25 protein-coding genes and 1 tRNA gene are annotated in these 21,948 nt (G+C 28.4%); 17 read left to right on the top strand and 9 right to left on the bottom strand.

The window, feature by feature from the left end:
• Genes pgeF through ychF form a run of 5 tightly spaced genes read left to right on the top strand, consistent with a single transcriptional unit; the run spans window position 1 to window position 4,119 of the window.
• Entirely contained in the window at window positions 1–771 is a 771-nt protein-coding gene (gene pgeF, locus ACTT9U_RS01265; RefSeq protein ID WP_440931381.1) for a peptidoglycan editing factor PgeF, read from the top strand.
• A complete protein-coding gene (locus tag ACTT9U_RS01270; RefSeq protein WP_440931382.1) occupies window positions 768–1,700 on the top strand; it encodes a ribose-phosphate pyrophosphokinase in 933 nt (310 codons plus the stop codon). Before pgeF ends, ACTT9U_RS01270 begins: the two co-directional genes overlap by 4 nt.
• A 45-nt stretch (window positions 1,701–1,745) precedes the next feature.
• Window positions 1,746–2,450, top strand: coding sequence for a 50S ribosomal protein L25/general stress protein Ctc (locus ACTT9U_RS01275; protein WP_440931383.1), 705 nt, complete (start codon window positions 1,746–1,748; stop codon window positions 2,448–2,450).
• Between the two features lie 35 nt (window positions 2,451–2,485).
• Entirely contained in the window at window positions 2,486–3,046 is a 561-nt protein-coding gene (gene pth / locus ACTT9U_RS01280; RefSeq protein ID WP_440931384.1) for an aminoacyl-tRNA hydrolase, read from the top strand.
• Entirely contained in the window at window positions 3,046–4,119 is a 1,074-nt protein-coding gene (gene ychF, locus ACTT9U_RS01285) for a redox-regulated ATPase YchF (protein WP_440931385.1), read from the top strand. Before pth ends, ychF begins: the two co-directional genes overlap by 1 nt.
• Here ychF and ACTT9U_RS01290 read toward each other — a convergent pair.
• From ACTT9U_RS01290 to petA, 3 genes are read right to left on the bottom strand one after another with little or no spacing between them, the layout of a single operon-like run.
• A complete protein-coding gene (locus ACTT9U_RS01290) occupies window positions 4,096–4,866 on the bottom strand; it encodes a cytochrome c1 (RefSeq protein ID WP_440931386.1) in 771 nt (256 codons plus the stop codon). The two genes, ychF and ACTT9U_RS01290, sit on opposite strands and share 24 nt — an antisense overlap.
• A 2-nt stretch (window positions 4,867–4,868) precedes the next feature.
• Complete coding sequence (locus ACTT9U_RS01295; RefSeq protein ID WP_440931387.1) at window positions 4,869–6,134, bottom strand: cytochrome b; 1,266 nt, start codon at window positions 6,132–6,134, stop codon at window positions 4,869–4,871.
• A gap of 7 nt (window positions 6,135–6,141) precedes the next feature.
• The gene (petA, locus tag ACTT9U_RS01300; protein ID WP_014952756.1) at window positions 6,142–6,657 is read right to left on the bottom strand and encodes a ubiquinol-cytochrome c reductase iron-sulfur subunit; all 516 of its coding nucleotides are present in this window, start codon (window positions 6,655–6,657) and stop codon (window positions 6,142–6,144) included.
• A gap of 93 nt (window positions 6,658–6,750) precedes the next feature.
• Between petA and ACTT9U_RS01305 the strand changes: the two genes are divergently transcribed.
• The 3 genes from ACTT9U_RS01305 to greA are packed head-to-tail and all read left to right on the top strand — an operon-like array spanning window position 6,751 to window position 8,505.
• On the top strand, window positions 6,751–7,200 hold the full coding sequence (locus ACTT9U_RS01305; protein ID WP_440931388.1) for a tRNA (cytidine(34)-2'-O)-methyltransferase: 450 nt from the start codon (window positions 6,751–6,753) through the stop codon (window positions 7,198–7,200).
• Window positions 7,200–8,027 (top strand): oxygen-dependent coproporphyrinogen oxidase, encoded by an 828-nt coding sequence (gene hemF / locus ACTT9U_RS01310; protein WP_440931389.1) that lies wholly within the window; start codon window positions 7,200–7,202, stop codon window positions 8,025–8,027. Before ACTT9U_RS01305 ends, hemF begins: the two co-directional genes overlap by 1 nt.
• 1 nt (window position 8,028) lies before the next feature.
• Window positions 8,029–8,505: a transcription elongation factor GreA gene (greA, locus tag ACTT9U_RS01315; protein ID WP_440931390.1), complete on the top strand. Its 477-nt coding sequence runs from the start codon at window positions 8,029–8,031 to the stop codon at window positions 8,503–8,505.
• Here greA and ACTT9U_RS01320 read toward each other — a convergent pair.
• The 4 genes from ACTT9U_RS01320 to ACTT9U_RS01335 all read right to left on the bottom strand — a co-directional run bounded on the left by ACTT9U_RS01320 (window position 8,502) and on the right by ACTT9U_RS01335 (window position 12,455).
• Entirely contained in the window at window positions 8,502–9,776 is a 1,275-nt protein-coding gene (locus ACTT9U_RS01320) for a CCA tRNA nucleotidyltransferase (RefSeq protein WP_440931391.1), read from the bottom strand. The genes greA and ACTT9U_RS01320 overlap by 4 nt on opposite strands.
• 3 nt (window positions 9,777–9,779) lie before the next feature.
• A tRNA-Gln gene (locus tag ACTT9U_RS01325) sits at window positions 9,780–9,853 on the bottom strand.
• Between the two features lie 33 nt (window positions 9,854–9,886).
• Window positions 9,887–10,732 carry a 4-(cytidine 5'-diphospho)-2-C-methyl-D-erythritol kinase gene (locus ACTT9U_RS01330; protein WP_440931392.1) on the bottom strand — a complete coding sequence of 282 codons (846 nt, stop codon included), beginning with the start codon at window positions 10,730–10,732 and terminating at the stop codon, window positions 9,887–9,889.
• Between the two features lies 1 nt (window position 10,733).
• Window positions 10,734–12,455 (bottom strand): tetratricopeptide repeat protein, encoded by a 1,722-nt coding sequence (locus tag ACTT9U_RS01335; RefSeq protein ID WP_440931393.1) that lies wholly within the window; start codon window positions 12,453–12,455, stop codon window positions 10,734–10,736.
• On the opposite strand from ACTT9U_RS01335, the gene ACTT9U_RS01340 reads away from it, so the two are divergent.
• The 3 genes from ACTT9U_RS01340 to ACTT9U_RS01350 all read left to right on the top strand — a co-directional run bounded on the left by ACTT9U_RS01340 (window position 12,432) and on the right by ACTT9U_RS01350 (window position 14,901).
• The gene (locus tag ACTT9U_RS01340; RefSeq protein ID WP_440931394.1) at window positions 12,432–13,151 is read left to right on the top strand and encodes a uracil-DNA glycosylase; all 720 of its coding nucleotides are present in this window, start codon (window positions 12,432–12,434) and stop codon (window positions 13,149–13,151) included. The genes ACTT9U_RS01335 and ACTT9U_RS01340 overlap by 24 nt on opposite strands.
• Window positions 13,151–13,711, top strand: coding sequence for a ribonuclease HII (locus ACTT9U_RS01345; RefSeq protein ID WP_440931822.1), 561 nt, complete (start codon window positions 13,151–13,153; stop codon window positions 13,709–13,711). Before ACTT9U_RS01340 ends, ACTT9U_RS01345 begins: the two co-directional genes overlap by 1 nt.
• 119 nt (window positions 13,712–13,830) lie before the next feature.
• The gene (locus ACTT9U_RS01350; RefSeq protein WP_440931395.1) at window positions 13,831–14,901 is read left to right on the top strand and encodes a site-specific DNA-methyltransferase; all 1,071 of its coding nucleotides are present in this window, start codon (window positions 13,831–13,833) and stop codon (window positions 14,899–14,901) included.
• Here ACTT9U_RS01350 and ACTT9U_RS01355 read toward each other — a convergent pair.
• Window positions 14,898–16,049 (bottom strand): salicylate 1-monooxygenase, encoded by a 1,152-nt coding sequence (locus tag ACTT9U_RS01355; RefSeq protein ID WP_440931396.1) that lies wholly within the window; start codon window positions 16,047–16,049, stop codon window positions 14,898–14,900. The genes ACTT9U_RS01350 and ACTT9U_RS01355 overlap by 4 nt on opposite strands.
• Window positions 16,046–17,014, bottom strand: a complete 969-nt coding sequence (locus ACTT9U_RS01360; protein ID WP_440931397.1) for an A/G-specific adenine glycosylase — start codon at window positions 17,012–17,014, stop codon at window positions 16,046–16,048. Before ACTT9U_RS01360 ends, ACTT9U_RS01355 begins: the two co-directional genes overlap by 4 nt.
• 12 nt (window positions 17,015–17,026) lie before the next feature.
• Between ACTT9U_RS01360 and ACTT9U_RS01365 the strand changes: the two genes are divergently transcribed.
• The 6 genes from ACTT9U_RS01365 to ACTT9U_RS01390 are packed head-to-tail and all read left to right on the top strand — an operon-like array spanning window position 17,027 to window position 21,945.
• Entirely contained in the window at window positions 17,027–17,512 is a 486-nt protein-coding gene (locus ACTT9U_RS01365; RefSeq protein WP_440931398.1) for a DUF721 domain-containing protein, read from the top strand.
• A complete protein-coding gene (locus tag ACTT9U_RS01370; RefSeq protein WP_440931399.1) occupies window positions 17,509–18,093 on the top strand; it encodes a thioredoxin domain-containing protein in 585 nt (194 codons plus the stop codon). Before ACTT9U_RS01365 ends, ACTT9U_RS01370 begins: the two co-directional genes overlap by 4 nt.
• An 8-nt stretch (window positions 18,094–18,101) precedes the next feature.
• Window positions 18,102–20,675 (top strand): chromosome segregation SMC family protein, encoded by a 2,574-nt coding sequence (locus ACTT9U_RS01375; RefSeq protein ID WP_440931400.1) that lies wholly within the window; start codon window positions 18,102–18,104, stop codon window positions 20,673–20,675.
• Between the two features lie 4 nt (window positions 20,676–20,679).
• On the top strand, window positions 20,680–20,955 hold the full coding sequence (locus ACTT9U_RS01380; protein WP_440931401.1) for an AtpZ/AtpI family protein: 276 nt from the start codon (window positions 20,680–20,682) through the stop codon (window positions 20,953–20,955).
• 11 nt (window positions 20,956–20,966) lie between these two features.
• Window positions 20,967–21,701, top strand: a complete 735-nt coding sequence (locus ACTT9U_RS01385) for a F0F1 ATP synthase subunit A (RefSeq protein WP_440931402.1) — start codon at window positions 20,967–20,969, stop codon at window positions 21,699–21,701.
• A gap of 16 nt (window positions 21,702–21,717) precedes the next feature.
• Window positions 21,718–21,945, top strand: coding sequence for a F0F1 ATP synthase subunit C (locus ACTT9U_RS01390; RefSeq protein ID WP_440931403.1), 228 nt, complete (start codon window positions 21,718–21,720; stop codon window positions 21,943–21,945).
• The last annotated feature ends 3 nt before the right edge of the window (window positions 21,946–21,948 follow it).

Genomic DNA, 21,948 nt, shown 5'->3' on the forward strand with positions numbered 1-21,948 from the left:
TTGATTAAGTCAAAAAAATTATCTTCACATAATATCAAACATGGATTTTTTAATAAAAGAGGAGGAGTATCTAAAGGTATTTATCAAAGTCTAAATTGTGGTCCAGGATCTAATGACAATAAAAGATTTGTAAATAAAAATTTAGACATTGTTAGAAAAAAAATAAATAAAAATACTAATGAAATTTATCTAGTAAAACAAATTCATAGTAATAAATTTGTGTTTATTGATAAAAATCAAAACAAAAAAACTAGAAAAGTTGAAGCAGATGCAATAATCACAAACAAAAATAATCTGCTAATTGGAGTTCTGACAGCAGACTGTGTACCAATTTTAATATCAGATAAAAAAAACTCTATTGTTGCTGCAATTCACGCGGGATGGAAAGGCGCCTATAAAGATATTATACAAAAAGTTATAAAATTCATTGTTAATAAAGGATACAAATCCAGAGATTTAATTGCTGCAATTGGACCATGTATTTCTCAAAATAATTATGAAGTTAAATATGACTTCAAAAAAAAATTCTTAAAAAAAAACCGTAAAAATAAAATATATTTCAAGAATATTAAAAATAGGATTTATTTTAATTTAAGAAATTTTGTTAAGAACACCATAAAGCATAGTGGTGTTAATAAGATAGATGTGCTAAATAAAGATACTTTTAACATAAAAAATAATTATTTTAGTGCAAGAAGAGCAACTCATCTCAAAGAGAATGATTATGGTAGAAATATTACTTTAATTATGATTAATTCTAAAAATTCATGAAATTATTAACTGGAAATAGTAACAGACCTTTAAGTAAGAAGATTTCCCAATATCTAAAAACAAAACTTGTCAATTCAAGTATTAAGAAATTTGCTGATGGAGAAATTTATATAGAAATAAATGAGAATATAAGAGGTAATAGTATTTTTATCATTCAATCAGTTTCCTCTCCCGCAAACGATAATTTAATGGAGTTATTGTTATGTATAGATGCCCTTAAAAGATCATCGGCAAAAAATATTACCGCTGTCATTCCGTATTTTGGTTATGCAAGACAAGATAGAAAAGTTGTACCAAGAACATCTATATCAGCAAAATTGGTATCTAATCTTATCACAAAAGCAGGAGCTGACAGAGTTGTGACAGTTGATTTGCATTCAGGACAAATTCAAGGATTTTTTGATATTCCTGTAGACAACTTATTTGCAACTCCAATATTTGCTCGGCATGTTAAAAAGAAAATAAAAGAAAAAAATCTTATTTGTGTTGCACCAGATGTGGGAGGTACTCAAAGAGCAAGAGCACTTGGCAATCTTCTTAACGTTGGACTTGCTATTGTGGATAAAAGAAGACCAAAACCAGGTCAATCTCAAGTAATGAATGTAATTGGTAATGTTAAAGATAAAACTTGTATAATAGTAGATGACTTAATTGACTCTGGAGGAACAATAGTTAACGCAGCTAAAGCTCTTAAAGATAGAGGAGCAAAAAATGTTTATGTATATATTACACATGGAGTTTTGAGTGGAGAGGCAGTTAAAAAGATACAAAAGTCAGTTATAAAAAACTTAGTTATTACCGATACGATAGACAATAGCGATAAATTGAAAAAAGCTAAAAATATTGAAGTTTTATCTATTTCTGGACTTATGGGGGAAGCGATAAAAAGGATCTCTAATTCAACTTCTGTATCTGATTTATTTAAATAATTACCTTGTTTTATTGAAGAAGTTGGGCTAAAAGACCCCAGTTTTATGAATTCTCTAGACGCTACTATAAGAAATAACAAGACTAAGGGTGAGCTTAGTATCATTAGAAAAGAAGGTAATGTACCAGCCATAGTTTATGGTGGTAAAGATAATAACGAAAATATTTCAATTTCGAAAAAGACTTTAAAATCTTTAGTTGAGAAAGATAATTTCTATTCAAATATTATTAGTTTAAATATTAATGGAAAATCTCAAAACGTTTTACCGAGAGAGGTAATTTATCATATTTTATCTGATGAACCTATTCATGTGGATTTTCAAAGAGTTGTACCAGGAGTAAAAATTAGAATAGATGTTCCAGTTCAGTTTATTAACCAAGAAAAATCACCTGGCCTTAAGAAAGGTGGTGTATTGAACATTGTAAGAAGAAAAGTTGAATTAAGATGTCCAAGTGAAAAAATTCCAGAGAGTTTAATTATTGATCTAGATGGAGTTGATATTGGTGAAAGTTTTAAGATTTCATCAATTAAACTTGAACAAGATGTAGTTCCTACTATTCAGGGAAGAGACTTTGTTATCGCTACATTAGCTGCTCCAACAGTTATGAAAGAACCTGAAAAACCTGCTGAAGCTGAAGCTGCTGCAGAAGGTGCAAATGCTGCTCCTGCAGAAGGTGGGGATAAACCAGCTGAAGGTGATAAACCAGCTGAGAGTGATAAAAAAGAAGCTGCTCCAGCAGAAAAAAAGTAATCTAATAATTGATCTTTAAAAATTAAAATAAATTTATGCTTTTATTTGTAGGTTTAGGCAACCCAACACCAAATAGTGAAAATAATAGACATAACATAGGTTTTAAAATTATAGATGCCATAAATAAAAAATTTGGTTTATCAAAACAAAAACCAAAATTTAAAGGTTTACTTACCACTGGTGAAATTGAAGGCGAAAAGGTTTATGCAATAAAACCTCTAACATTCATGAATAATTCTGGAATATGTATAAGAGAATTATTAGAATATTTTAGAATTGATGCAGAAGACGTGATTGTTTTTCATGATGATCTTGACGTTGAATTTGGAAAAATTAAAGCAAAATTTGGGGGGTCAAGTGCAGGTCATAACGGTATTGCATCTATAGATAAATTTATTAGTAAAGAATATTCTAGAATTAGAATTGGAATTGGAAAACCAAAAGGCAACATTGAAGTTGGTGATTTTGTTTTACAAAACTTTGATGATGATGAAATGACTGAGTTAGAAAAAATCACAACAAATATAACTGAGTCTCTAGATATTCTTGTAAAGAAAAAATTAGACTTATTTTCAAGCACAGTAAACAATAAATAATGAGTTTTAAATGTGGAATTGTAGGTTTGCCCAATGTAGGTAAATCTACTTTATTCAACGCTTTAACAAATTCTAATAAAGCTCAGGCAGCAAATTTTCCTTTTTGTACAATTGATCCGAACGTAGGTGTAGTTGCTGTTCCCGATATAAGACTAGATAACTTAGCAAAAATATCAAAATCAAAAAAAATAATTAATACAACAATATCTTTTGTCGATATAGCGGGATTAGTTAAAGGTGCATCAAAAGGAGAAGGTCTTGGTAATAAATTTCTATCTCACATAAGAGAAGTTGATGCAATAATTCATATGATACGGTGTTTTGAATCGGATGATATCCAAAATGTAAATCCAGATGTCGATCCTGTAAGAGATCTAGAAATTATTGAAACAGAAATGATGCTAGCTGATTTAGAATCTATTCAAAAAAGACTTGAAAAAAATAATAAAAAGAATGTTGAACCTGAGCAACTAAAATTATTAGAAATTGCTTTAGATTGTATAAATAACGATAAAAGTTTAGATACTTTGAAGGAAGAATTCACATCTAAACAGTTGAAACAAAGTGGGTTGCTTTCAATAAAACCCAAAATATTTGTTTGCAATGTTGACGAACAAAGCGTTCAAAAAGGAAATAATCATACTGAAAATTTTATAAATAAATATGGGAATGAAAATACATTGATTGTTTCTGCTGATATAGAAAATCAAATAAACGAACTTGAAGATAGTGAGAGAAAAAATTACATGGATATGATTGGTTTGAAAGATACAGGTTTATCAATGTTAATTCAGAAGGGTTATGCAATATTAGAATTGGATACTTTTTTTACTTCTGGACCAGAAGAAACTCGAGCTTGGACAATTCAAAAAAATTGTTTAGCTCCTAAAGCGGCTGGTGTAATTCATACAGACTTTGAAAAAGGATTTATTAGAGCTGAAACTATCTCATATGAGGATTTTGTATCAAACGATGGGTGGGTAAATTCTAAAACAAATGGTAAAATGAGACTAGAAGGTAAAGATTATATTGTTAAAGATGGTGATGTTTTAAACTTCAGATTCAACACGTGACCAAATTCTTTTCATGCTGAAATAAACTAAAATTGTTAAAATAATCAAATATACAATAACTTTGAAACCCATTTGGTGCCTAGACTCCAAATGAGGCTCTGCGGACCACATCAAAAATGTCGTAACGTCTTTTGCCATTTGTGCCTCAGAAGCAACAGTACCATCTGAGTATTCAACTAAACCATCTGATAATGGTTTAGACATCTTTATCTTATTACCATACATGTATTTGTTGTAATGCACTCCATCATCTAATTTCATTCCACTTGGCGCATCTTCGTAACCTAAAAGCAGTGAATAAATATAATCTACTCCACCCCCTCTTGCTTTAACAAGAACAGACATATCTGGTGGATAAGCACCACCATTAGCTGCTTGAGCTGCTTTTACATTTTCGTAAGGTTTTACAAACTTATCTGATAATTTAGCAGGTCTAGTAAACATTTCTCCATCTTCATTCGGTCCATCTGTAATCTCAAAAGATGCTGCAATTGCTTTAGCTTCTGCTTCTGAAAATTCTGGTCCTCCTTTTTCAGATAAATTCCTATAACTCAAATATTTCATCGAATGGCAAGAAGAACAAACTTCTGTATATACTTGATAGCCTCTTTGAAGAGAACCTCGATCAAATTTTCCAAACAAACCTTTAAAAGACCAATCAGTTTTCAAATATTCAACCTTCTCTGCAGAATTAGCTGGAAAAGTAAAAATAAAAACTAAAACAAGGAATTTTAATAAAATTTTCACTTTTAGTTTAATGACCTTTCATCTTTTTTCTTGGCCATTGCTAAGTTAGGCGATCCACCTAATACAGGTTCTGTTATGCTCAATGGAACCGGTAAGGTTTTCTCTTTCATTCCTAAAACTGGTAAAATCACCAAGAAGTGTAAAAAATAATATGCTGTAGCAACTCTCGCTATTAATAAATAAAGACCTTCTGCAGGCATTGCTCCAACATAACCAAGTATCAAAACATCAGCAACTAATATCCAATAGAATTGTTTATAAAGTGGTCTGAAAACAGCTGATCTAATTTTTGAAGTATCCAGCCATGGTAGCGCTGCTAAAATTAAAATTGCTGATAACATAGCTACAACACCTAATAATTTATCAGGTACAGATCTTAAAATTGCATAGAAAGGTAATAAATACCACTCTGGTACAATATGAGCTGGTGTAACCATTGGGTTAGCTTCAATGTAGTTGTCAGCATGACCTAAAATATTTGGTGTATAGAAAACAAAAAAGGCAAAAACGATCATAAACATTAGTAAAGCAAAGCCATCTTTTATGACAATATATGGATGGAATGGTACAGTGTCCTTTGAAGGTTTTTTGATATCAATTCCAACTGGATTATTATTTCCTGGAACATGTAAAGCCCATATGTGAAGCACAACTAATCCTAAAATTAAAAATGGAATCAGATAATGTAATGTAAAAAATCTTGTAAGAGTGGGATTATCAACTGAATACCCTCCCCACAACCATGTAACTATTCCTTCACCTACTAATGGGATAGCGCTAAATAAATTCGTGATAACAGTTGCACCCCAAAAACTCATTTGACCCCAAGGTAAAACATAACCCATAAAAGCTGCAGCCATCATTAAAAGATAAATGATAATACCAATGATCCATATAATTTCTCTTGGTGCTTTGTATGAGCCATAAAATAAAGATCTAAATATATGAATATAAACAGCTAGGAAAAACATCGATGCACCGTTTGCATGAATATATCTAATTAACCATCCATAGTTTACATCACGCATGATATGTTCAACACTTTCAAATGCCATATCAGCATGTGCAATATAATGCATAGCTAAAGTCAAACCAGTAACGATTTGTGTAATTAAACAAAAAGTTAAAATACCACCGAATGTCCACCAGTAGTTTAGATTTTTTGGTGTTGGATAATCTGTTAAATGGTTTGCTAAAGTTAGCAAAGGTAATCTATCGTTAAACCATTTACCTACTTTTGAATTTGGTGTGTAATCGTGATCACTCATTTTTTATTTATCCAATCTTAATTGTGTTTGCATTAACGAATTCATATTTGGGAACTTCCATATTCCAAGGAGCAGGACCCTTTCTTATTCTTCCAGAAGTATCATAATGAGAACCATGACAAGGACAGAACCATCCATTGTAATCACCTTTATCATTTAATGGAACACAGCCTAAGTGTGTACAAACCCCTAACATCACTAACCACTCTGGGTTTTTGGCTCTATCTTCATCTTTTTCAGGGTGTATCAATTCTTCCATTTTGACTGCTCTAGCTTCATCAATTTCTTCCTGAGTTCTTCTTCTTATAAAAACAGGTTTACCTCTCCATAAAACTGTAATTGTATTTCCTGGTTGAACTGAGCTAACATCAACTTCAGTACTAGCTAATGCTTTGACTGATGCATCAGGGTTCATTTGATCAATCATTGGCCAGACAACAGCTGCAGCTCCTACTGCTCCCACAGCATATGTGGCGGTAAATAAAAAATCTCTTCTTTCTGGTTTTTTCTTAGAATCAGACATATATAAAATGTAATAAAAATTATTTAATATATGATTTTCTATAAGAAAATACTTTTTTTTCTATGGATAGAATGACACATAAACGAAAGACTGATGCCCAAAATTGCATTATACGAACCTGATATACCTCAAAATACTGCAGCAATTATTAGAACTTGTGCATGCCTTGGAGCAGAACTAGAAATTATTGAACCATGTGGATTTCTACTAAGCGATAAACGATTTAAAAGGGTAGTTATGGATTATTTTAATGAAGATGAAATCAAATTTTATCAAAATTCTGAACATTTTTTTGATGAAAAAAAAAATGAAAGAGTTGTGTTAATGACCACAAAAGGGTCAGTAAATTACACTGATTTTAAATTTGATAAAAGTGACACTCTACTATTTGGTAGAGAAAGTTCAGGTGTTCCAGATTTTGTGCATAAAAAAGTTTCAAATAGACTAAAAATACCAATGGCCCAAAATAAAAGGTCTTTAAATTTAGCTACATCTGTTGCTATAATTTTAGCTGAAAATATAAGACAAATAAATTTATCTTAATGGAATTAGAAATAAAAAAAGATTTAGCAAGTAATTGGTTTAAATTATTACAAAATTCCTTTTGTAATGACATAGAAAAATTTGAGAAAAATAAATTAAAATTTAAATCTACTTCTTGGAAAAGAAGTCAAAAATTAGATGAGGGAGGAGGTGAATTTAGAATTCTTAAAGGTGGTAAGATATTCGAAAAAGTTGGAGTTAACTTCTCAAAAGTTTACGGAAAATTTCCTAAGAAATTCCAAAAAAATATACCAGGTGCATCTAAAGATCCAAGATTTTGGGCTTCAGGAATTTCAGTAGTAATGCATATGAACAATCCTCATATACCTGCAATGCACTTTAATACTAGATTTATAAGCACAACTTTCGAATGGTTTGGAGGTGGAATGGATGTAACACCTGCAATTAATGATTTAAATGAAAAAAAAAATTTTCATAATAGTTTAAAAAAGATGTGTGACAGGCATAATAAAAGTTATTACAAAAAATATAAAAAATGGTGTGACGAATATTTTTTTCTTCCTCATAGAAAAGAGCCAAGAGGGATAGGTGGTATATTTTTCGATTATAAAAAAGAAAATTTTTATAATGATTTCAAATTTGTTAGAGATGTTGGAATTACATTCCAATCAATATTTAATTCGATAATAAATAAAAAGATAAATAAAAAATGGTCATTAAAAGAGAAAGAAGCTCAGTATATAAAAAGAGGTAGATATGCTGAGTTTAATCTATTATATGATAGAGGAACAAAATTTGGATTGCAAACAGGTGGTAATGTAGAAGGTATCTTAATGTCATTACCTCCATTAGCAAAATGGAAATAAAATGGATAAAGAGCCAATAACATTAAATGGTCTTAATAAACTAAAAGAAGAACTTGTTTATTTAAAAGAAAAAAAAAGACCAGAAATTGTTGCTGCAATAGCAGAAGCTAGATCTCATGGTGATCTAAAAGAGAACGCTGAATATCACGCAGCAAAAGAAGAGCAGTCACATAACGAGGGAAGAATTGACGAAATAAACGATATCATTGCTAGAGCAAACGTTATTGATGTTACAAAAATAAATAATGATGGAAAAGTAATTTTTGGCTCAACTGTTTTTCTTGAAAATTTAGATACTGGTGAAAAAATTAATTATAAAATTGTTGGTAAGGATGAGGCAGATTTAAAACAAAAACTTATTTACTTTCAGTCACCAATAGGAAGAGGTTTAATTGGAAAAAATAAAGATGATCTTGTTGAGGTTAAAACACCAGCGGGGATTAAAAATTTTGAAATTAAAGACGTAAAATATATTTAATTTCTTACAATTCTATCAATTTGGTCTTTAGAAATATTGAAGTCATTGTTCACCCAAAATTCTTCTAGTAGTTTCAATTTTTTTCCTAATGTTTTGCCTTCAACTAAATCATATTCTTGCATCAGATTTTTAGTTTCAATTGGAAATTTTGGTAAATCTTTATTTTCAAATGTATTTTTTAAATCAATCAATTTTTGATCTATTTTTTTGCTTGTAAGAATTTTATAATTCAAGATGTCTAAGACAGACTCTTTGCCATCAAAATAAATTTTTTTGACTAAATTTTTTTCTGTAAAAGTATTTTTATTAACTTTAGATTTATAAAAATTATCTAAATATTTTATTCGTTTTTGATCTTTTTTAGAAATGTTAAACTTATATATAAAATAATCAGCGTTATCAGTATTATCTATAATCATTACCGCTAATAAAAAAGAGAAGTCTGCCTCTAGATAAATTTTCTTAGAAATTTCGTTTAATTTTTCAAATGAATTAATTTTTAAAATTTGAGGAAAAATGAGCCTCAAAAGTTCTACACTTTCTTTATCTTTTGAAATATTTTCTAAGCCATTAGATCTAATAATCTTTCTAAGCTCATCTAACAATCTTTCAGAAGATAAATTTTTAATACCATCCAAGTTAATTTTAATTTTTTTTAAAATTCTTGGATCATGTTTATTTTTTGAATATTTAAGAAAAAATCTCACATATCTTACTATTCTTAAATAATCTTCTTTTATTCTTTTTTCAGCATCACCAATAAATTTTATTTTACCTGCTAATACATCTTGTCTACCTTCATAAGGGTCAAACAAATTACCTTCTTTATCTGAGTATATTGAATTTATTGAAAAATCCCTTCTAGATGCATCTTCTCTCCAATCGTTTGAAAATTCAATTTTTGCATGCCTTCCATCAGTAACAACATCTTTTCTAAGTGAGGTAATTTCAAATTTTTGATTATTGATAACGGCTGTAATTGTGCCATGCTCAATACCTGTTTCATAAAAATTAATATTGTTTTTTTTTAATGCTTGAGACACATCAGCAGGCGTTAAATTTGTGGCTAAATCAATATCATCAACTTTTTCTTTATTAATTATTTTTCTTATGCAACCACCAACATATCTCAATTCACTTTCATCAGAGAATGAGTTGATAGCATCAAATAATTTATCGACTTCAGTATCTATTGAAATCTTTTTTATATTTTTTGTAACGTAATCTAAATTACTAGTTCTTGAGAAAAATTTATCTATCAAGCTTTCCATATTTGGCTGGGGCGCTAGGATTCGAACCTAGGATGCAGGTACCAAAAACCCGTGCCTTACCGCTTGGCTACGCCCCAATATCGTTTTCATATAACACAAAAAAATAAAATTTATATAGTTTTTGCAACAATACACCAATAATTTCTAAATTTTTTATTTATATACTTTTTTGCTAATTCACTGTCCTTTTTAGTCAAATAATATCCAACAATTACTGAGCCAGATCCAGTCATTCTGACGAATTTTGATTTTGTGTAATTTTCTAAGTGAGATTTAATTTGTTTCAATTTTGAATATTTTCTTAATGCTATTGGCTCTAAATCATTTTTAAAATTTTTCAATTTATCTAAATTAAACACACCAGCTTTTGATTTATCAAAAATGGCTTTAGAGTATTTTTTAACTTTTGAGTAAATTGCCTTTGTGGAACATCCAAATTTCGGCTTTACCAGAACAATATTAAAATTTTTTTTATTCTTTAAAGCTGAGATTTTACCTTTGGAATTTAAGATTAAATTACTTTTATAAATCCCAAGAACTACATCAGATCCAATTAAATCGCATATTTCTCTAATTTTTTCTGAACTTACTTTTAAAAATTTTTTTTTTATAAAAAAAGATAGTAAACTTGCAGCATTTATCGAACCTCCACCAAGTCCAGCTTTTTGAGGAATATTCTTTGTAATTTTAATTTGAAATTTTTTTTTCCTTAGTAATTTTCTATCATCAAGAATACTTAGCAACTTTGTTATGGTATTATTCTTTTTAATATTTTTTGAAAATTTTCCATTAAATGCTACTTGATGTTTTTTATGCTTTATTTCTCTTATTTTAATCAAATCATATAAATTTAAGAAAGATACAATACTTTCAATTTTATGAAGGGAATTTTTTTTTCCAACTACATTTAAAGCTATATTTATTTTGGCAGGTGAATAAAAAGTTCTTATTTTCATTTTAAGTATTTTGAGGACCAGAGATCAATTTAATATTAATTTTCTCTTTCATTTCTTCTTCAGTGTCCTCAAAACTTAATACACTTTTCCAAAAATATCTTGCTTGGATTTTGCGATCTAATTTCCATAAAATATCACCATAATGATCATTAACAATTGGATCATCAGGCATAAGTTCAACTGCTCTTTTTAAAAATTTTTCAGCTTTGACATAATCGTCAATTAAATAATATGCCCAACCAATTGAATCTATTATATATGGATCATTACTTTTAATAGCATAAGCTTTCTCTAACATAGAGATAGCTTCATCAATTTTATAATCTCTCTCTAACCATGAGTAAGCTAAATAATTTAAAACATAAGCATCATCAGGATCAATTTCTAAAGAAGCAAGTAAATCTTTGTCTGAATTTTCAAAATCTTTAATTCTCTCGTAACTTCCTCCCCTTCTATATAAAATATCTGAGCTTAGTTCTGAATTTTGGTCAATAGAAGATAAGACTGTTGAATAAAATGATATCGCTTTTTTATATTTCTTTGCACTTTTATGAAAATTTCCTACATCTAAAATCATTTTCAAATTAGGGTTATCAAACTTTGAAAATTCTTTAACTAAATAATTTAATGCTTTTATATCGTCAGACTCCTTGCCAATAATCTGGGCTTCTTTTTTAATTCTAAACCAATAATAAAACAAAGTTTCTTTATTAAAAACTCTCAAAGTTTCTTTTGCTTTTTCATAATTTTGATTCAAATAATAATTATCTGCTACCAAAGCTAAATTGAATACAAATTTAGGATTTAAAAAATTTGCTATATTTAAATAAAAGTTAGATTTTTCAAATTGATCTTGAGATGAGTAAAGATTTGATATCAAAAACAAAAATTCACTAATTAAATCTTTATGATTTTTGCATGAAAAAACTTTTTTAAAATTTTCATAATTTTCATTTTCAATCCAATTTTTTCCTTGAGATAATAAAATAGGATTATTGATATATTCAATATTATTTGAAAGTTTAATCGCCTCATCAATTCTATTATTTTCAATCAAGAAAGTAAGATAAAAAAATAAATATCTTGAATAATCAAATTTATTATTTTCATCTATTAACTTTAAGAAAAAGTCTTCAGTATTGATATCTCCCAAATAACATCTTTTAAATGTATTTGTAATTAAAGTTAAATTTCCAAAATTTTGATCATTAAAGGAAATTCTTTTTTCTTTAAATACATAAATATATTGTCTTAAAGTTTCATAAATAATGAGGTTAAATCTGTTTTGTTCTGTTAAAAAAGATAACTTAACTAAATATTTTTCTGCTCGGTCAAAATTATCCTTCTTAATACTATCGACAATCAGCAGAACATAGCTCTCAAAAAAATCAGTGTTTTCTTTCCTTAAATTCTGCTTGATTAAATTGATTGCACCATTGATTTTATTTTCTTGAACTAAAGAAAAGATATATCTTTTAAGATAAGGGTCATGCTTATCAATGAGTATTTTTGAAGACCTAAAAAAATCTAGAGAATTTGAATTATCTTTATTCTCGTATGCAACTATCCCTGAGAAATAATTGGATAAATATCTAGAGTCAAATTTTTCAAAACTAGCACTTTTAGTATTAGTAGGTGTCTGATAAACTAAACCAATAAGAACAACTAATTTTATATATTTTAAAATCTTAAATTTTAAATGATTAAAAACAAATCTGATCATAGCCTGGTATATACTGATGAATTCATAAATACAATTGAGCAAGATTTTGTATTTAGTAATAAGCCAATAAATAGATTTAAGGTAAATTTAGAAACCTCAAAAAACCAGAATGCTGATAAAAAGGCGCTTCTGGAAGAATTAAAAAAAAATATAAACTCAATTGAAAATTGTAATTTAAAATCGAACTCCAAACATCTCATTTTAGGAGATGGAGAACCTGATAGTCGAATTATGCTTATAGGCGAAGCACCATCGGCCACTGAGGACGAATCTGGAAAAACCTTTCAGGGAGAAGTAGGTGCTCTACTTGATAAAATGTTACTGGCTATAGAAATTAAAAGAGACTCAATATATTTGAGTTATGCAATAAATTTCAGACCTCCAGAAGACAGGAAGCCTACTTCTCAAGAAATAAAAAGATATTCAATTTTCTTAAAAAAACACATCTCTATAATTGACCCTAAATTAATAATTGTAGTGGGTAGTTCTGCGATGGAGGCTTTAACTGGCTCAGGTAACAAGATTTCAAAAGAACGTGGAAATTGGAAAGAAATTATACTCGATAATAAAACTTATCCAATGATGATAAGCTTTAACCCATCTTACCTAATAAGATTTCCTGAGAATAAAAAATACTCTTGGGAAGATTTAAAAAAAATAAGAGACAAAATTAAAGAATTAAAAATTAAATTGTGATGCAAATTATTGCTGGTGTTGACGAAGTTGGCAGAGGAAGTTTAATGGGACCAGTTTTTGCTGCTGCAGTAATACTGGATAAAAAAATAAATAAAAAATTACTAAAAGATTCAAAAACTCTAAGTAAAAATGAGCGTGAGAAAATTGCAAAATATATTAAACAAAACTCTACGTGGAGCCTTGGAAAAGCGTCAGTAAAAGAGATCGAAAAATTAAACATTTTAAATGCAACTCTCCTCGCAATGAAAAGAGCTATATTGAAACTTAAGAAAAAACCTAAATTAATTCTTGTGGACGGTAATAAAACTCCCGAAATTAAAAATTATAATTTAAAATCAGTAGTTAAGGGTGATAAAAAAATACCTAGTATCTCTGCGGCTTCAATTATTGCTAAAGTATCTAGAGATAAATTAGTTAAAAATTTATCAAAGAAGTTTAATAAATATTATTGGGAAACAAACTGTGGCTATGGCACTAAAAAACATTTATTTGCTATAAAAAAACACGGAATAACTATTCATCATCGAAAAACTTTTGCACCAATATCTAAATTGAAATAAGTTTCACGTAGAAACACAATATCTTGTTATCATAAAAATTTAGACACAATTAAGTATAAATTAATTCAATCCCAGGTTGACCACAGAATCTTTTTAGAGTCTACTTTCACTTATACAAAATGAATTTTGAAGCAGAAAGTAAAATTGTAAATGGTGATAGTTTAAAGGAATTAAAAAAAATTCCTGACGAAACTTTTGATTTAATTTTTGCAGACCCTCCTTACAATTTGCAACTTAAGAATGAACTAAGCAGACCTGATCAATCAAAAGTTAGCGCAGTTAATGACAAATGGGATCAATTTGAAAATTTCAAAAAATATGATGAGTTCACATATAATTGGTTAAGTGAATGCAAAAGAGTTCTAAAAAAAAATGGAGCTATTTGGGTGATCGGAAGTTATCACAATATTTTTAGAGTTGGATATGCAATTCAAAACCTTGGATTTTGGATACTTAACGATGTAATTTGGAACAAAAATAATCCAATGCCAAACTTTAGAGGCACAAGATTTACAAATGCTCATGAAACTTTAATCTGGGCATCAAAATCAGAAAAATCAAAATACACATTTAATTATCAGTCTCTTAAATGTTTAAATGATGATCTTCAAATGAGATCAAATTGGAACCTTCCAATTTGTAGTGGTACAGAAAGATTAAAAAAGAATGGCAAGAAAATACATTCAACTCAAAAGCCTGAAGCTTTACTTCATAGAATATTATTGGCTACTACAAACAAAAATGATTTAGTTTTAGATCCCTTTTTAGGATCAGGTACAACAGCTGCAGTGGCCAAAAAATTAGGTAGAAAATATTATGGTATAGAAAAAGAAAAAACATATTTCAAAGCTGTAGAGCAAAGACTTAAAGATATAAAACCAATAGAAGATGATTTCTTAGATACATTAAAAAACAACAGATCAAAACCAAGAATTCCATTTGGTTCATTAGTTGAACTTGGAATAATTAAACCGGGTACGACAATATTTGATAATAAAAAGAAAATTAACGCAAAAATTATGGCTGATGGAAGTATCAAGCATCAACAAGCCGAAGGATCAATCCATAAAGTAGCAGCAACTATTTTAGGAGCTGAAAGCTGTAATGGGTGGACTTATTGGCATTATAATATGAATGGTAATATTGTGCCCATAGATCATTTAAGACAAAGATTAATTCCTAAAAATTAATTATTATAAATTTTACCTAAGTAACTTTCTAAAAATTTTTCATTTTTTACTAGTCTTTTCATAATAAAGTTTCTTGTGAAAACAAATAGCGGATTTGATAGATGGAAAGCAAATTGGTTAAATTTTGAACGCTTATTTACCATTTTTGTTTTTTGTAGCCTTCTAGGAAAATATTTGTCTGTTTCATTTATTGAAAAGTTTTGAAAAAGTTCATGAGACCCTTCAATAGATTGAGAGGCGCCTTGAGCAAAAGATGGGGGAAAAGCAAAAAAGGCATCTCCCACAGTAAAAATATTCTTGTTATTTGGATGTAGAATTTCATCAGTAATAAATACTGGAAAACATTTTAAATTATCTAATTTATGAACTATCTGATTATATGTTGGAGGAATTTCAGAAATTACCTCATCAATAAAATCTGAAGAATTAAATTGATGATAGTCTTTTAATCGATCTTTATTTAGTTTTTTTCTTAAAATACCAATAAAATTTAAATCTTCATTTTCTGATGTTGGATAAATTACGTAGTGAAAATTAGCACCAAGGAATAAGGAGATATTTTGAAAATTTATATTTTCAATTTTATCTCTATTTATAGTTCCTCTTATAGCTATTGAATTATTAAATTTTAAAGAGTTTTTTGAATTTGAAATTAATGAAGAACTTTTTGAAAATACACCATCAGCAATAATTAAATAATCAAATTTTCCTGAATAATCATTTGAAAATGAAAGCTCTATTTGATCTTTTTGCAAATCAATTTTTGAAATATTGTGGCTATAAAAAATATCATCTTTTGAAATTTTGCTAATTAAAAACTTAATTAAAGATGATCTTTTTATTGTTGTATATTTATTATTAGCAAAATTAAATTTTGAAATTATTAGATCACAAATCTTATCAGGATTATCTATTGAGTAAAAATCTAGATTGTCTGGAAAAAATTTTTGACTATCATCAAATTTATCAAATCCAATATTATTTAATAATTTAACACTATTATTTGATAGCTGTACCCCATAACCATCATCCAAATTTATTTCCTCATTTTTTTCAAATAGTGAAACCTTAAAATCAGAGTTTTGTTTAAAAATATTTGATAAATATAATCCAGATATTCCAGCTCCAATAATTGCAATTTTCTTCATTTTGTATCTAATTCTTTCAATATTCTTTTTGTGAATGATGGAAGAACAATTCCTTTCATTTTTTTTGGATCAATCCAATAATGAACCAGAGAATTCTGATCTGTCTCTGTTTTTTTGATTTGAATGGCCATGTCCATATTTGATAATTTAATGTTTAAATGTTTTTTAAATTTTTTATCATATCGCACTTCCTTCATTGGAAATATCTTTAAATTTCTCAAAAAATTAAATGTGTTATTTTTTATTAAAAAATATTTATTATTTTTTTTATGAACAATTACTACGAAAAATTTTTTTTTATTTTTTTTTAAGATTTTTTTCAAAGCAAAATCTTTTTTTATAAATGCTTTACAATTATAGTTTATAGGACACATATCACAGATAGGATTTAAAGGTTTGCAAATTGTTGCTCCTAATTCCATCAGCGCTTGTGCGTAATCACTTGAACGTCTTGTTGTTCCAAATATTGTTTTGGTCTTATTTAAGTTCTCTTTTGTAATTTGCTTTTCTTTTTTTAATAAAAGATATCTTTTAAGTACTCTCTCTATATTTCCATCTAATGGAATATAAGGTTTATTAAAACCAATAGATAAAATTGCACTTGCAGTATAATTACCAATACCTGGTAGAGAGATAAGATCTTCGAAATTGTTTGGAATTTTTTTATAATATTTTTTTACAATAACTTGTGCTGTTTTTTTAAGATTCCTGGCTCTTGAATAGTAACCTAGCCCTTCCCACAATTTAAATAATTTAGAATTATTAACTTTTGATAATTTTTCAATCGTTGGTAATATTTTAATAAATCTATTAAAATATGGGATCACTGTTGCAACTTGTGTTTGTTGCAACATAAATTCACTTATAAGTGTGTAATATTCTTTTTTTGTTTTGGAACACTTTTTTCGCCATGGCAAATCTCTTTTATTTAAATCGTACCATTTAAGAATTTTTTTTGATATCATTCTCTCTATCATATGCAATACAATAAAAACTTTAAGCAGAGAAATTCTTCCATTCAAGGTTTAAGATCTTTTAGAGACACTTTGCCAAAAAAAATTAAAAAAATAATTGATAAAAAAGGTCATATTTATTCTGAAACATTAAATAATTGGAAATACATAGTTGGTGATGAATTGTTTAAATATTGCTATCCAAAATCATTTAAAAATTCAAATAGGTTTGGAGTTAGCACATTGTTAATCATGGTAAAAAGAGGTCATGAGGTAGATCTTGAATACTCAAAACAGGAAATAATGGATAAAATGAATAATTTTTTTGGCTATTCTGTAGTTGAAAAACTAAAATTCACAAGTTTTAACGATGAAACTGAAATCTCAAACTTAAAAACTCAAACAATAAATGTGACAAATAATAAATTTAAAGAAAAAATCAAAGATGTTAAGAATGACAAACTAAAAAAATCTTTAGCAGAACTAACCAGAGTATTTAGAGAAAAATGAAAAAAACTATCCAATCAATATTCTTCATCGCAATAACATTTATAATCAATAATGTTTTAGCAAGTGAAATAAACAGAATTAAAGTTGGTAATGAAGATGCAAAGATAACAATAATAGCTTATGAGTCACTAACTTGTAGTCATTGTGCAAACTTTCATAAGAATGTTTATCCACAATTAAAAAAAGAATTTATTGATACTGGTTTAGTAAAAATTGAGTTCAGACATTTTCCTTTAGATATTATAGCCTTCAATGCTTCTAAAATTGCACAATGCAAAAATGATGGAAACTCTGAAATCTTAGAAACTTTATATGCCAATCAACAAAAATGGGTAAAGGGAAATAATGCTAGTGAGGCAAACGATAACTTAAAGAAATTTATTGAAGAACAAGGAATAAATATAGACTTTAAAAGATGTATTACAGATAAAAGAATTGAAGACTTTGTTCTAAATGATCGAATCGAAGGATCGAAAGAATTCAAAGTAAATGCTACTCCCACGATTATTATCAACAACGAAAAGTTTGAAAAATCTCTAAATTATAAAAATTTAAAAAAATCATTAGAAAAAATGATATAAACTAACTCATGGAGTTTAAAAAAATCCAATTAAATGGATTTAAATCATTCGCTGATAAAACAAACTTTTTAATTGAGGAAGGTTTGACTGGAATAGTTGGACCAAATGGTTGTGGAAAATCAAATATTGTAGAGTCGTTAAGATGGGTCATGGGAGAAACTTCTGCAAAAAGTATGCGTGGCTCAGGAATGGAAGATGTAATTTTTTCCGGAACATCTAATAAGCCATCGAAAAATATTGCTGAAGTTTCAATCACAGTTGACAATGAAAAAAATGAAGGTCCTATTCAATATAGAGAGCTGAGCGAGATTCACATAAGAAGAAAAATTGAAAAAGATAAGGGGTCGAAATTTTATATTAATGATAAAGAAGTGAGAGCAAGAGATGCTCAAATGTTTTTTGCGGACCTTTCTACTGGTGCACACTCACCTTCTATGATTAGCCAAGGACGAATTGGAGCTCTAGTAACAGCAAAACCAACAGACAGAAGAGCAATACTTGAAGAGGCCGCAGGTATCTCAGGATTGCATGTAAGACGACACGAAGCTGAATTAAGACTTGGTGCAGCTGAAAATAACTTGAAAAGAGCCGATGAATTGAGAAGACAACAGGAAAAGCAATTAGCAAATTTACAAAAGCAAGCAGAGGAAGCAACAAAATACAAATTAATTTCTGAGGAAATAAAAAAAATAGAAGCAGGTTTATATTATTTAAAACTTCTAGATATTGAACAAGAAATAAGAGTTGAAAATGAAATCAACTCTGAAGCTGAAACTGAGGTTGATGGATTTAATAAAAAGATTCATGAATTAGAAATCCAGATAAAAAATGAAACTGATAAAGTAAATCCACTTAGAGAAAAAAATATTGAAAATTTGTCTAAGATACAAAGACTTAATTTAGAACTTCAAAGTTTAGATGAAGAAAATTTAAGAATTCAAGAAGAAATAGGTTCAATTAAAAAATCTCTTCAAATAATTGACGAAGATATAATAAGAGAAAAAGGAATTGTTGTAGATGCAAATTCCAATGAAAAAAGACTTAAAGAAGAAAAAAATGAATTAATAGAAATAGACTCAAAATATTTTGAAACAGAAAAACTGTCTAATGAAGAATTAGAAAAAGCAAAAATTGAATTAGATGAGGAACAAAAGCAAGCGAATGAAATAATTAAAACATTTGCAGATGGAAATATAAATATAAATGTAAACCAGGTTAAAAGTGTAGAAGAAAATATTGATAAAATTAAATCTTTAATAAATGAAAACGAACTTAATCAAGCATTAACCTTATTAGATAGATGTAAAATTGAACTTAATGATTTTTTAAAAAACCTAGGTGATGAGGAAAGCAAAAAAAGACTATCTGTACTAAATGACAAAAATGACCAAATAAAAATTCTTCAAACAAAATACACTGATAGTTTTAGTAAAAATCAATCTATCAAAAAAGAGTCTTTAAAAAGAAATGAGAGAATTAAAACAATTGAGACTGAAATCGAAAGTTGGATTAATTTGTTAACTAATTCAAATAAAATGATTAACGAACTGACTGAAAGAAAAAATAAGTTATCAAATCAATTAAATGAACTAGATAATCAACCTGAAATTCAAGCAGAAAAGAAAGGTCAAATAAATGAAAGTTTAAGAATTTCAGAAAAAGAAAAACAAGATAACGAAAAAATTATCACTGATACTGACGAAAAAATTGAAAATTTAAGATCTGAACTTAATAAAATACAAGAGGACTCAATTCAAATTAGAGAAAGAAAGGCAAGTTCAGGTGCAACAATTGAAGGATTAAAAAAAAGAAAAAATGATCTTTTAGATAGAGTTAATTCTGAGTTAAGCTTGAGTGAAGATAATATTCTAGAAAATTCAAACTTATTTGGTGTTGAGGAATTGCCTGATCCTGTAGTGCAAGAAGATTTGCTTGATAAAAAGAAGCAAGAAAGAGAAAAATTTGGATCTGTTAATTTAAAAGCTGACGAGGAAACAAGTAAATATGAAACAGAAATTAAAAAAATGGAGCAAGACAGAGCTGATCTTGTAACAGCAATAATCAAACTAAAAGAAAGTATTAATGAACTTAATCAAAAAGGAAGAGAAAGATTGTTGGAGGCTTTTGAAAAAGTAAATAGAAAATTTAATGAAGTTTATACAAAACTTTTCAATGGAGGTAATGCAAAACTTGAATTGGTTGATAGCGATGATCCACTTGAAGCAGGTTTAGAAATGTTAGTTAGTCCTCCAGGTAAAAGACTACAGTCGATTACACTTTTGTCTGGTGGAGAACAAGCCTTAACAGCTCTTTCATTAATATTTGCAGTTTTTCTTACAAATCCATCTCCTATATGTGTGTTAGATGAAGTTGATGCACCTTTAGACGATGCTAATGTAACTAGATTTTGTAATCTGCTAGAAGAATTAATTAATATTACAAATACTAAGTTTATAATTGTAACTCACCATGCTTTGACAATGTCTAAAATGAACAGGCTGTATGGTGTTACAATGCCAGAAAAAGGGATTAGCCAACTGGTTGCAGTAGATCTTCAAAAAGCTGAAAGTATGGTTGCTTAATTTAATGGCAGAGGAACCTCTTAAAACTCGCCTTAAAATTGCAAAATCAAAGATTTTAGAGAAAAATAAGTTAGAAAATGAAGCGAAATCGTCCCCTATTGGCACTGCATTTAAACTAAGCACTGAACTAGTATCTGCAGTTGTTGTTGGGACAATTATTGGGTTTATTTTAGACAAGACCTTTGGTACTAAGCCCTGGTTAATTATAATATTTTTTTTTGTGGGTGTCATTGCAGGCATAACTAATGTAATAAGATCCGCAAAAAATATGCAAAAATAGTTTTTTTTATTATGGCAGCTAATCCAATGTCTCAATTCGATGTTTATAGAATTGGGCCTGAAATTAAAATAGGTAGTTTTGATATATCATTTACAAATTCAAGTTTGTTCATGATAGTTAGTTCCTTAACAATTTTATTTATATTTAATCTTGGATCTAAAAAGAATTCACTTATACCCAACAAAATACAACTTCTTGCAGAATTAAGTTATTCGTTCATAGCAAAAATGATCAGCGATACTGTCGGCTCAAAAGGGAAGCCTTATTTTCCAATTATATTTTCACTTTTCATGTTTGTGCTATTTTGCAACATGTTTGGAATGATGCCTTATGCCTTCACTGTAACTAGTCATATTATCGTGACATTTGCTTTAGCTTTATTTGTATTTTTGGGTGTTACTATTATTGGTTTTATAAAACATGGTTTCGGTTATCTAAAACTTTTTGTACCTAGCGGTGTTCCAATTATACTTCTTCCTTTGATAGTTGTAATTGAAGTAATTTCTTATCTTAGTAGACCAATGAGTTTATCTGTAAGATTGTTTGCTAACATGATGGCTGGACATACAATGATGAAAGTATTCGGAGGCTTTGTAATAAGTCTCGGAGTAGTTGGTGGATGGCTTCCACTTAGTTTTTCGGTTGCACTTACCGGCTTGGAGATCTTAGTTGCTTTTCTTCAAGCTTACGTTTTTGCAATCTTAACCTGCATCTATTTAAATGATGCATTAAATTTACACCATTAAAATATAGGAGGTTATAATGGAATTAGAAGCAGCAAAAATGATCGGAGCGGGTATTGCGTGTATAGCATTAGCTGGTGCTGGTATAAGTATAGGTATGATTTTTGGAAATTACTTATCAGCGGCAATGAGAAACCCATCTGCGGCACAGAAACAATTTCCTAACTTATTATTAGGTTTTGCTTTAGCAGAAGCAACGGGATTATTTGGATTGGTAGTTGCGTTAATAATTTTATTTGCATTTTAATTA

This window comes from Candidatus Pelagibacter sp., from assembly GCF_052049975.1.
Lineage (GTDB): Bacteria > Pseudomonadota > Alphaproteobacteria > Pelagibacterales > Pelagibacteraceae > Pelagibacter.

Bases quoted from the DNA above. Each gene is read 5' to 3' on its own strand.
- ACTT9U_RS01345 (WP_440931822.1), top strand. From the start codon at position 13,151: ATGCAAATTATTGCTGGTGTTGACGAAGTTGGCAGAGGAAGTTTAATG.
- ACTT9U_RS01340 (WP_440931394.1), top strand. From the start codon at position 12,432: ATGATTAAAAACAAATCTGATCATAGCCTGGTATATACTGATGAATTC.
- petA (WP_014952756.1), bottom strand. From the start codon at position 6,657: ATGTCTGATTCTAAGAAAAAACCAGAAAGAAGAGATTTTTTATTTACC.
- ACTT9U_RS01350 (WP_440931395.1), top strand. From the start codon at position 13,831: ATGAATTTTGAAGCAGAAAGTAAAATTGTAAATGGTGATAGTTTAAAG.
- greA (WP_440931390.1), top strand. From the start codon at position 8,029: ATGGATAAAGAGCCAATAACATTAAATGGTCTTAATAAACTAAAAGAA.
- ACTT9U_RS01390 (WP_440931403.1), top strand. From the start codon at position 21,718: ATGGAATTAGAAGCAGCAAAAATGATCGGAGCGGGTATTGCGTGTATA.
- ACTT9U_RS01360 (WP_440931397.1), bottom strand. From the start codon at position 17,014: ATGATATCAAAAAAAATTCTTAAATGGTACGATTTAAATAAAAGAGAT.
- ACTT9U_RS01370 (WP_440931399.1), top strand. From the start codon at position 17,509: ATGAAAAAAACTATCCAATCAATATTCTTCATCGCAATAACATTTATA.
- ACTT9U_RS01365 (WP_440931398.1), top strand. From the start codon at position 17,027: ATGCAATACAATAAAAACTTTAAGCAGAGAAATTCTTCCATTCAAGGT.
- ACTT9U_RS01330 (WP_440931392.1), bottom strand. From the start codon at position 10,732: ATGAAAATAAGAACTTTTTATTCACCTGCCAAAATAAATATAGCTTTA.
- hemF (WP_440931389.1), top strand. From the start codon at position 7,200: ATGGAATTAGAAATAAAAAAAGATTTAGCAAGTAATTGGTTTAAATTA.
- ACTT9U_RS01385 (WP_440931402.1), top strand. From the start codon at position 20,967: ATGGCAGCTAATCCAATGTCTCAATTCGATGTTTATAGAATTGGGCCT.
- ACTT9U_RS01355 (WP_440931396.1), bottom strand. From the start codon at position 16,049: ATGAAGAAAATTGCAATTATTGGAGCTGGAATATCTGGATTATATTTA.
- ACTT9U_RS01305 (WP_440931388.1), top strand. From the start codon at position 6,751: ATGCCCAAAATTGCATTATACGAACCTGATATACCTCAAAATACTGCA.
- pth (WP_440931384.1), top strand. From the start codon at position 2,486: ATGCTTTTATTTGTAGGTTTAGGCAACCCAACACCAAATAGTGAAAAT.
- ychF (WP_440931385.1), top strand. From the start codon at position 3,046: ATGAGTTTTAAATGTGGAATTGTAGGTTTGCCCAATGTAGGTAAATCT.
- ACTT9U_RS01320 (WP_440931391.1), bottom strand. From the start codon at position 9,776: ATGGAAAGCTTGATAGATAAATTTTTCTCAAGAACTAGTAATTTAGAT.
- ACTT9U_RS01375 (WP_440931400.1), top strand. From the start codon at position 18,102: ATGGAGTTTAAAAAAATCCAATTAAATGGATTTAAATCATTCGCTGAT.
- ACTT9U_RS01275 (WP_440931383.1), top strand. From the start codon at position 1,746: ATGAATTCTCTAGACGCTACTATAAGAAATAACAAGACTAAGGGTGAG.
- ACTT9U_RS01295 (WP_440931387.1), bottom strand. From the start codon at position 6,134: ATGAGTGATCACGATTACACACCAAATTCAAAAGTAGGTAAATGGTTT.
- ACTT9U_RS01335 (WP_440931393.1), bottom strand. From the start codon at position 12,455: ATGATCAGATTTGTTTTTAATCATTTAAAATTTAAGATTTTAAAATAT.
- ACTT9U_RS01380 (WP_440931401.1), top strand. From the start codon at position 20,680: ATGGCAGAGGAACCTCTTAAAACTCGCCTTAAAATTGCAAAATCAAAG.
- ACTT9U_RS01270 (WP_440931382.1), top strand. From the start codon at position 768: ATGAAATTATTAACTGGAAATAGTAACAGACCTTTAAGTAAGAAGATT.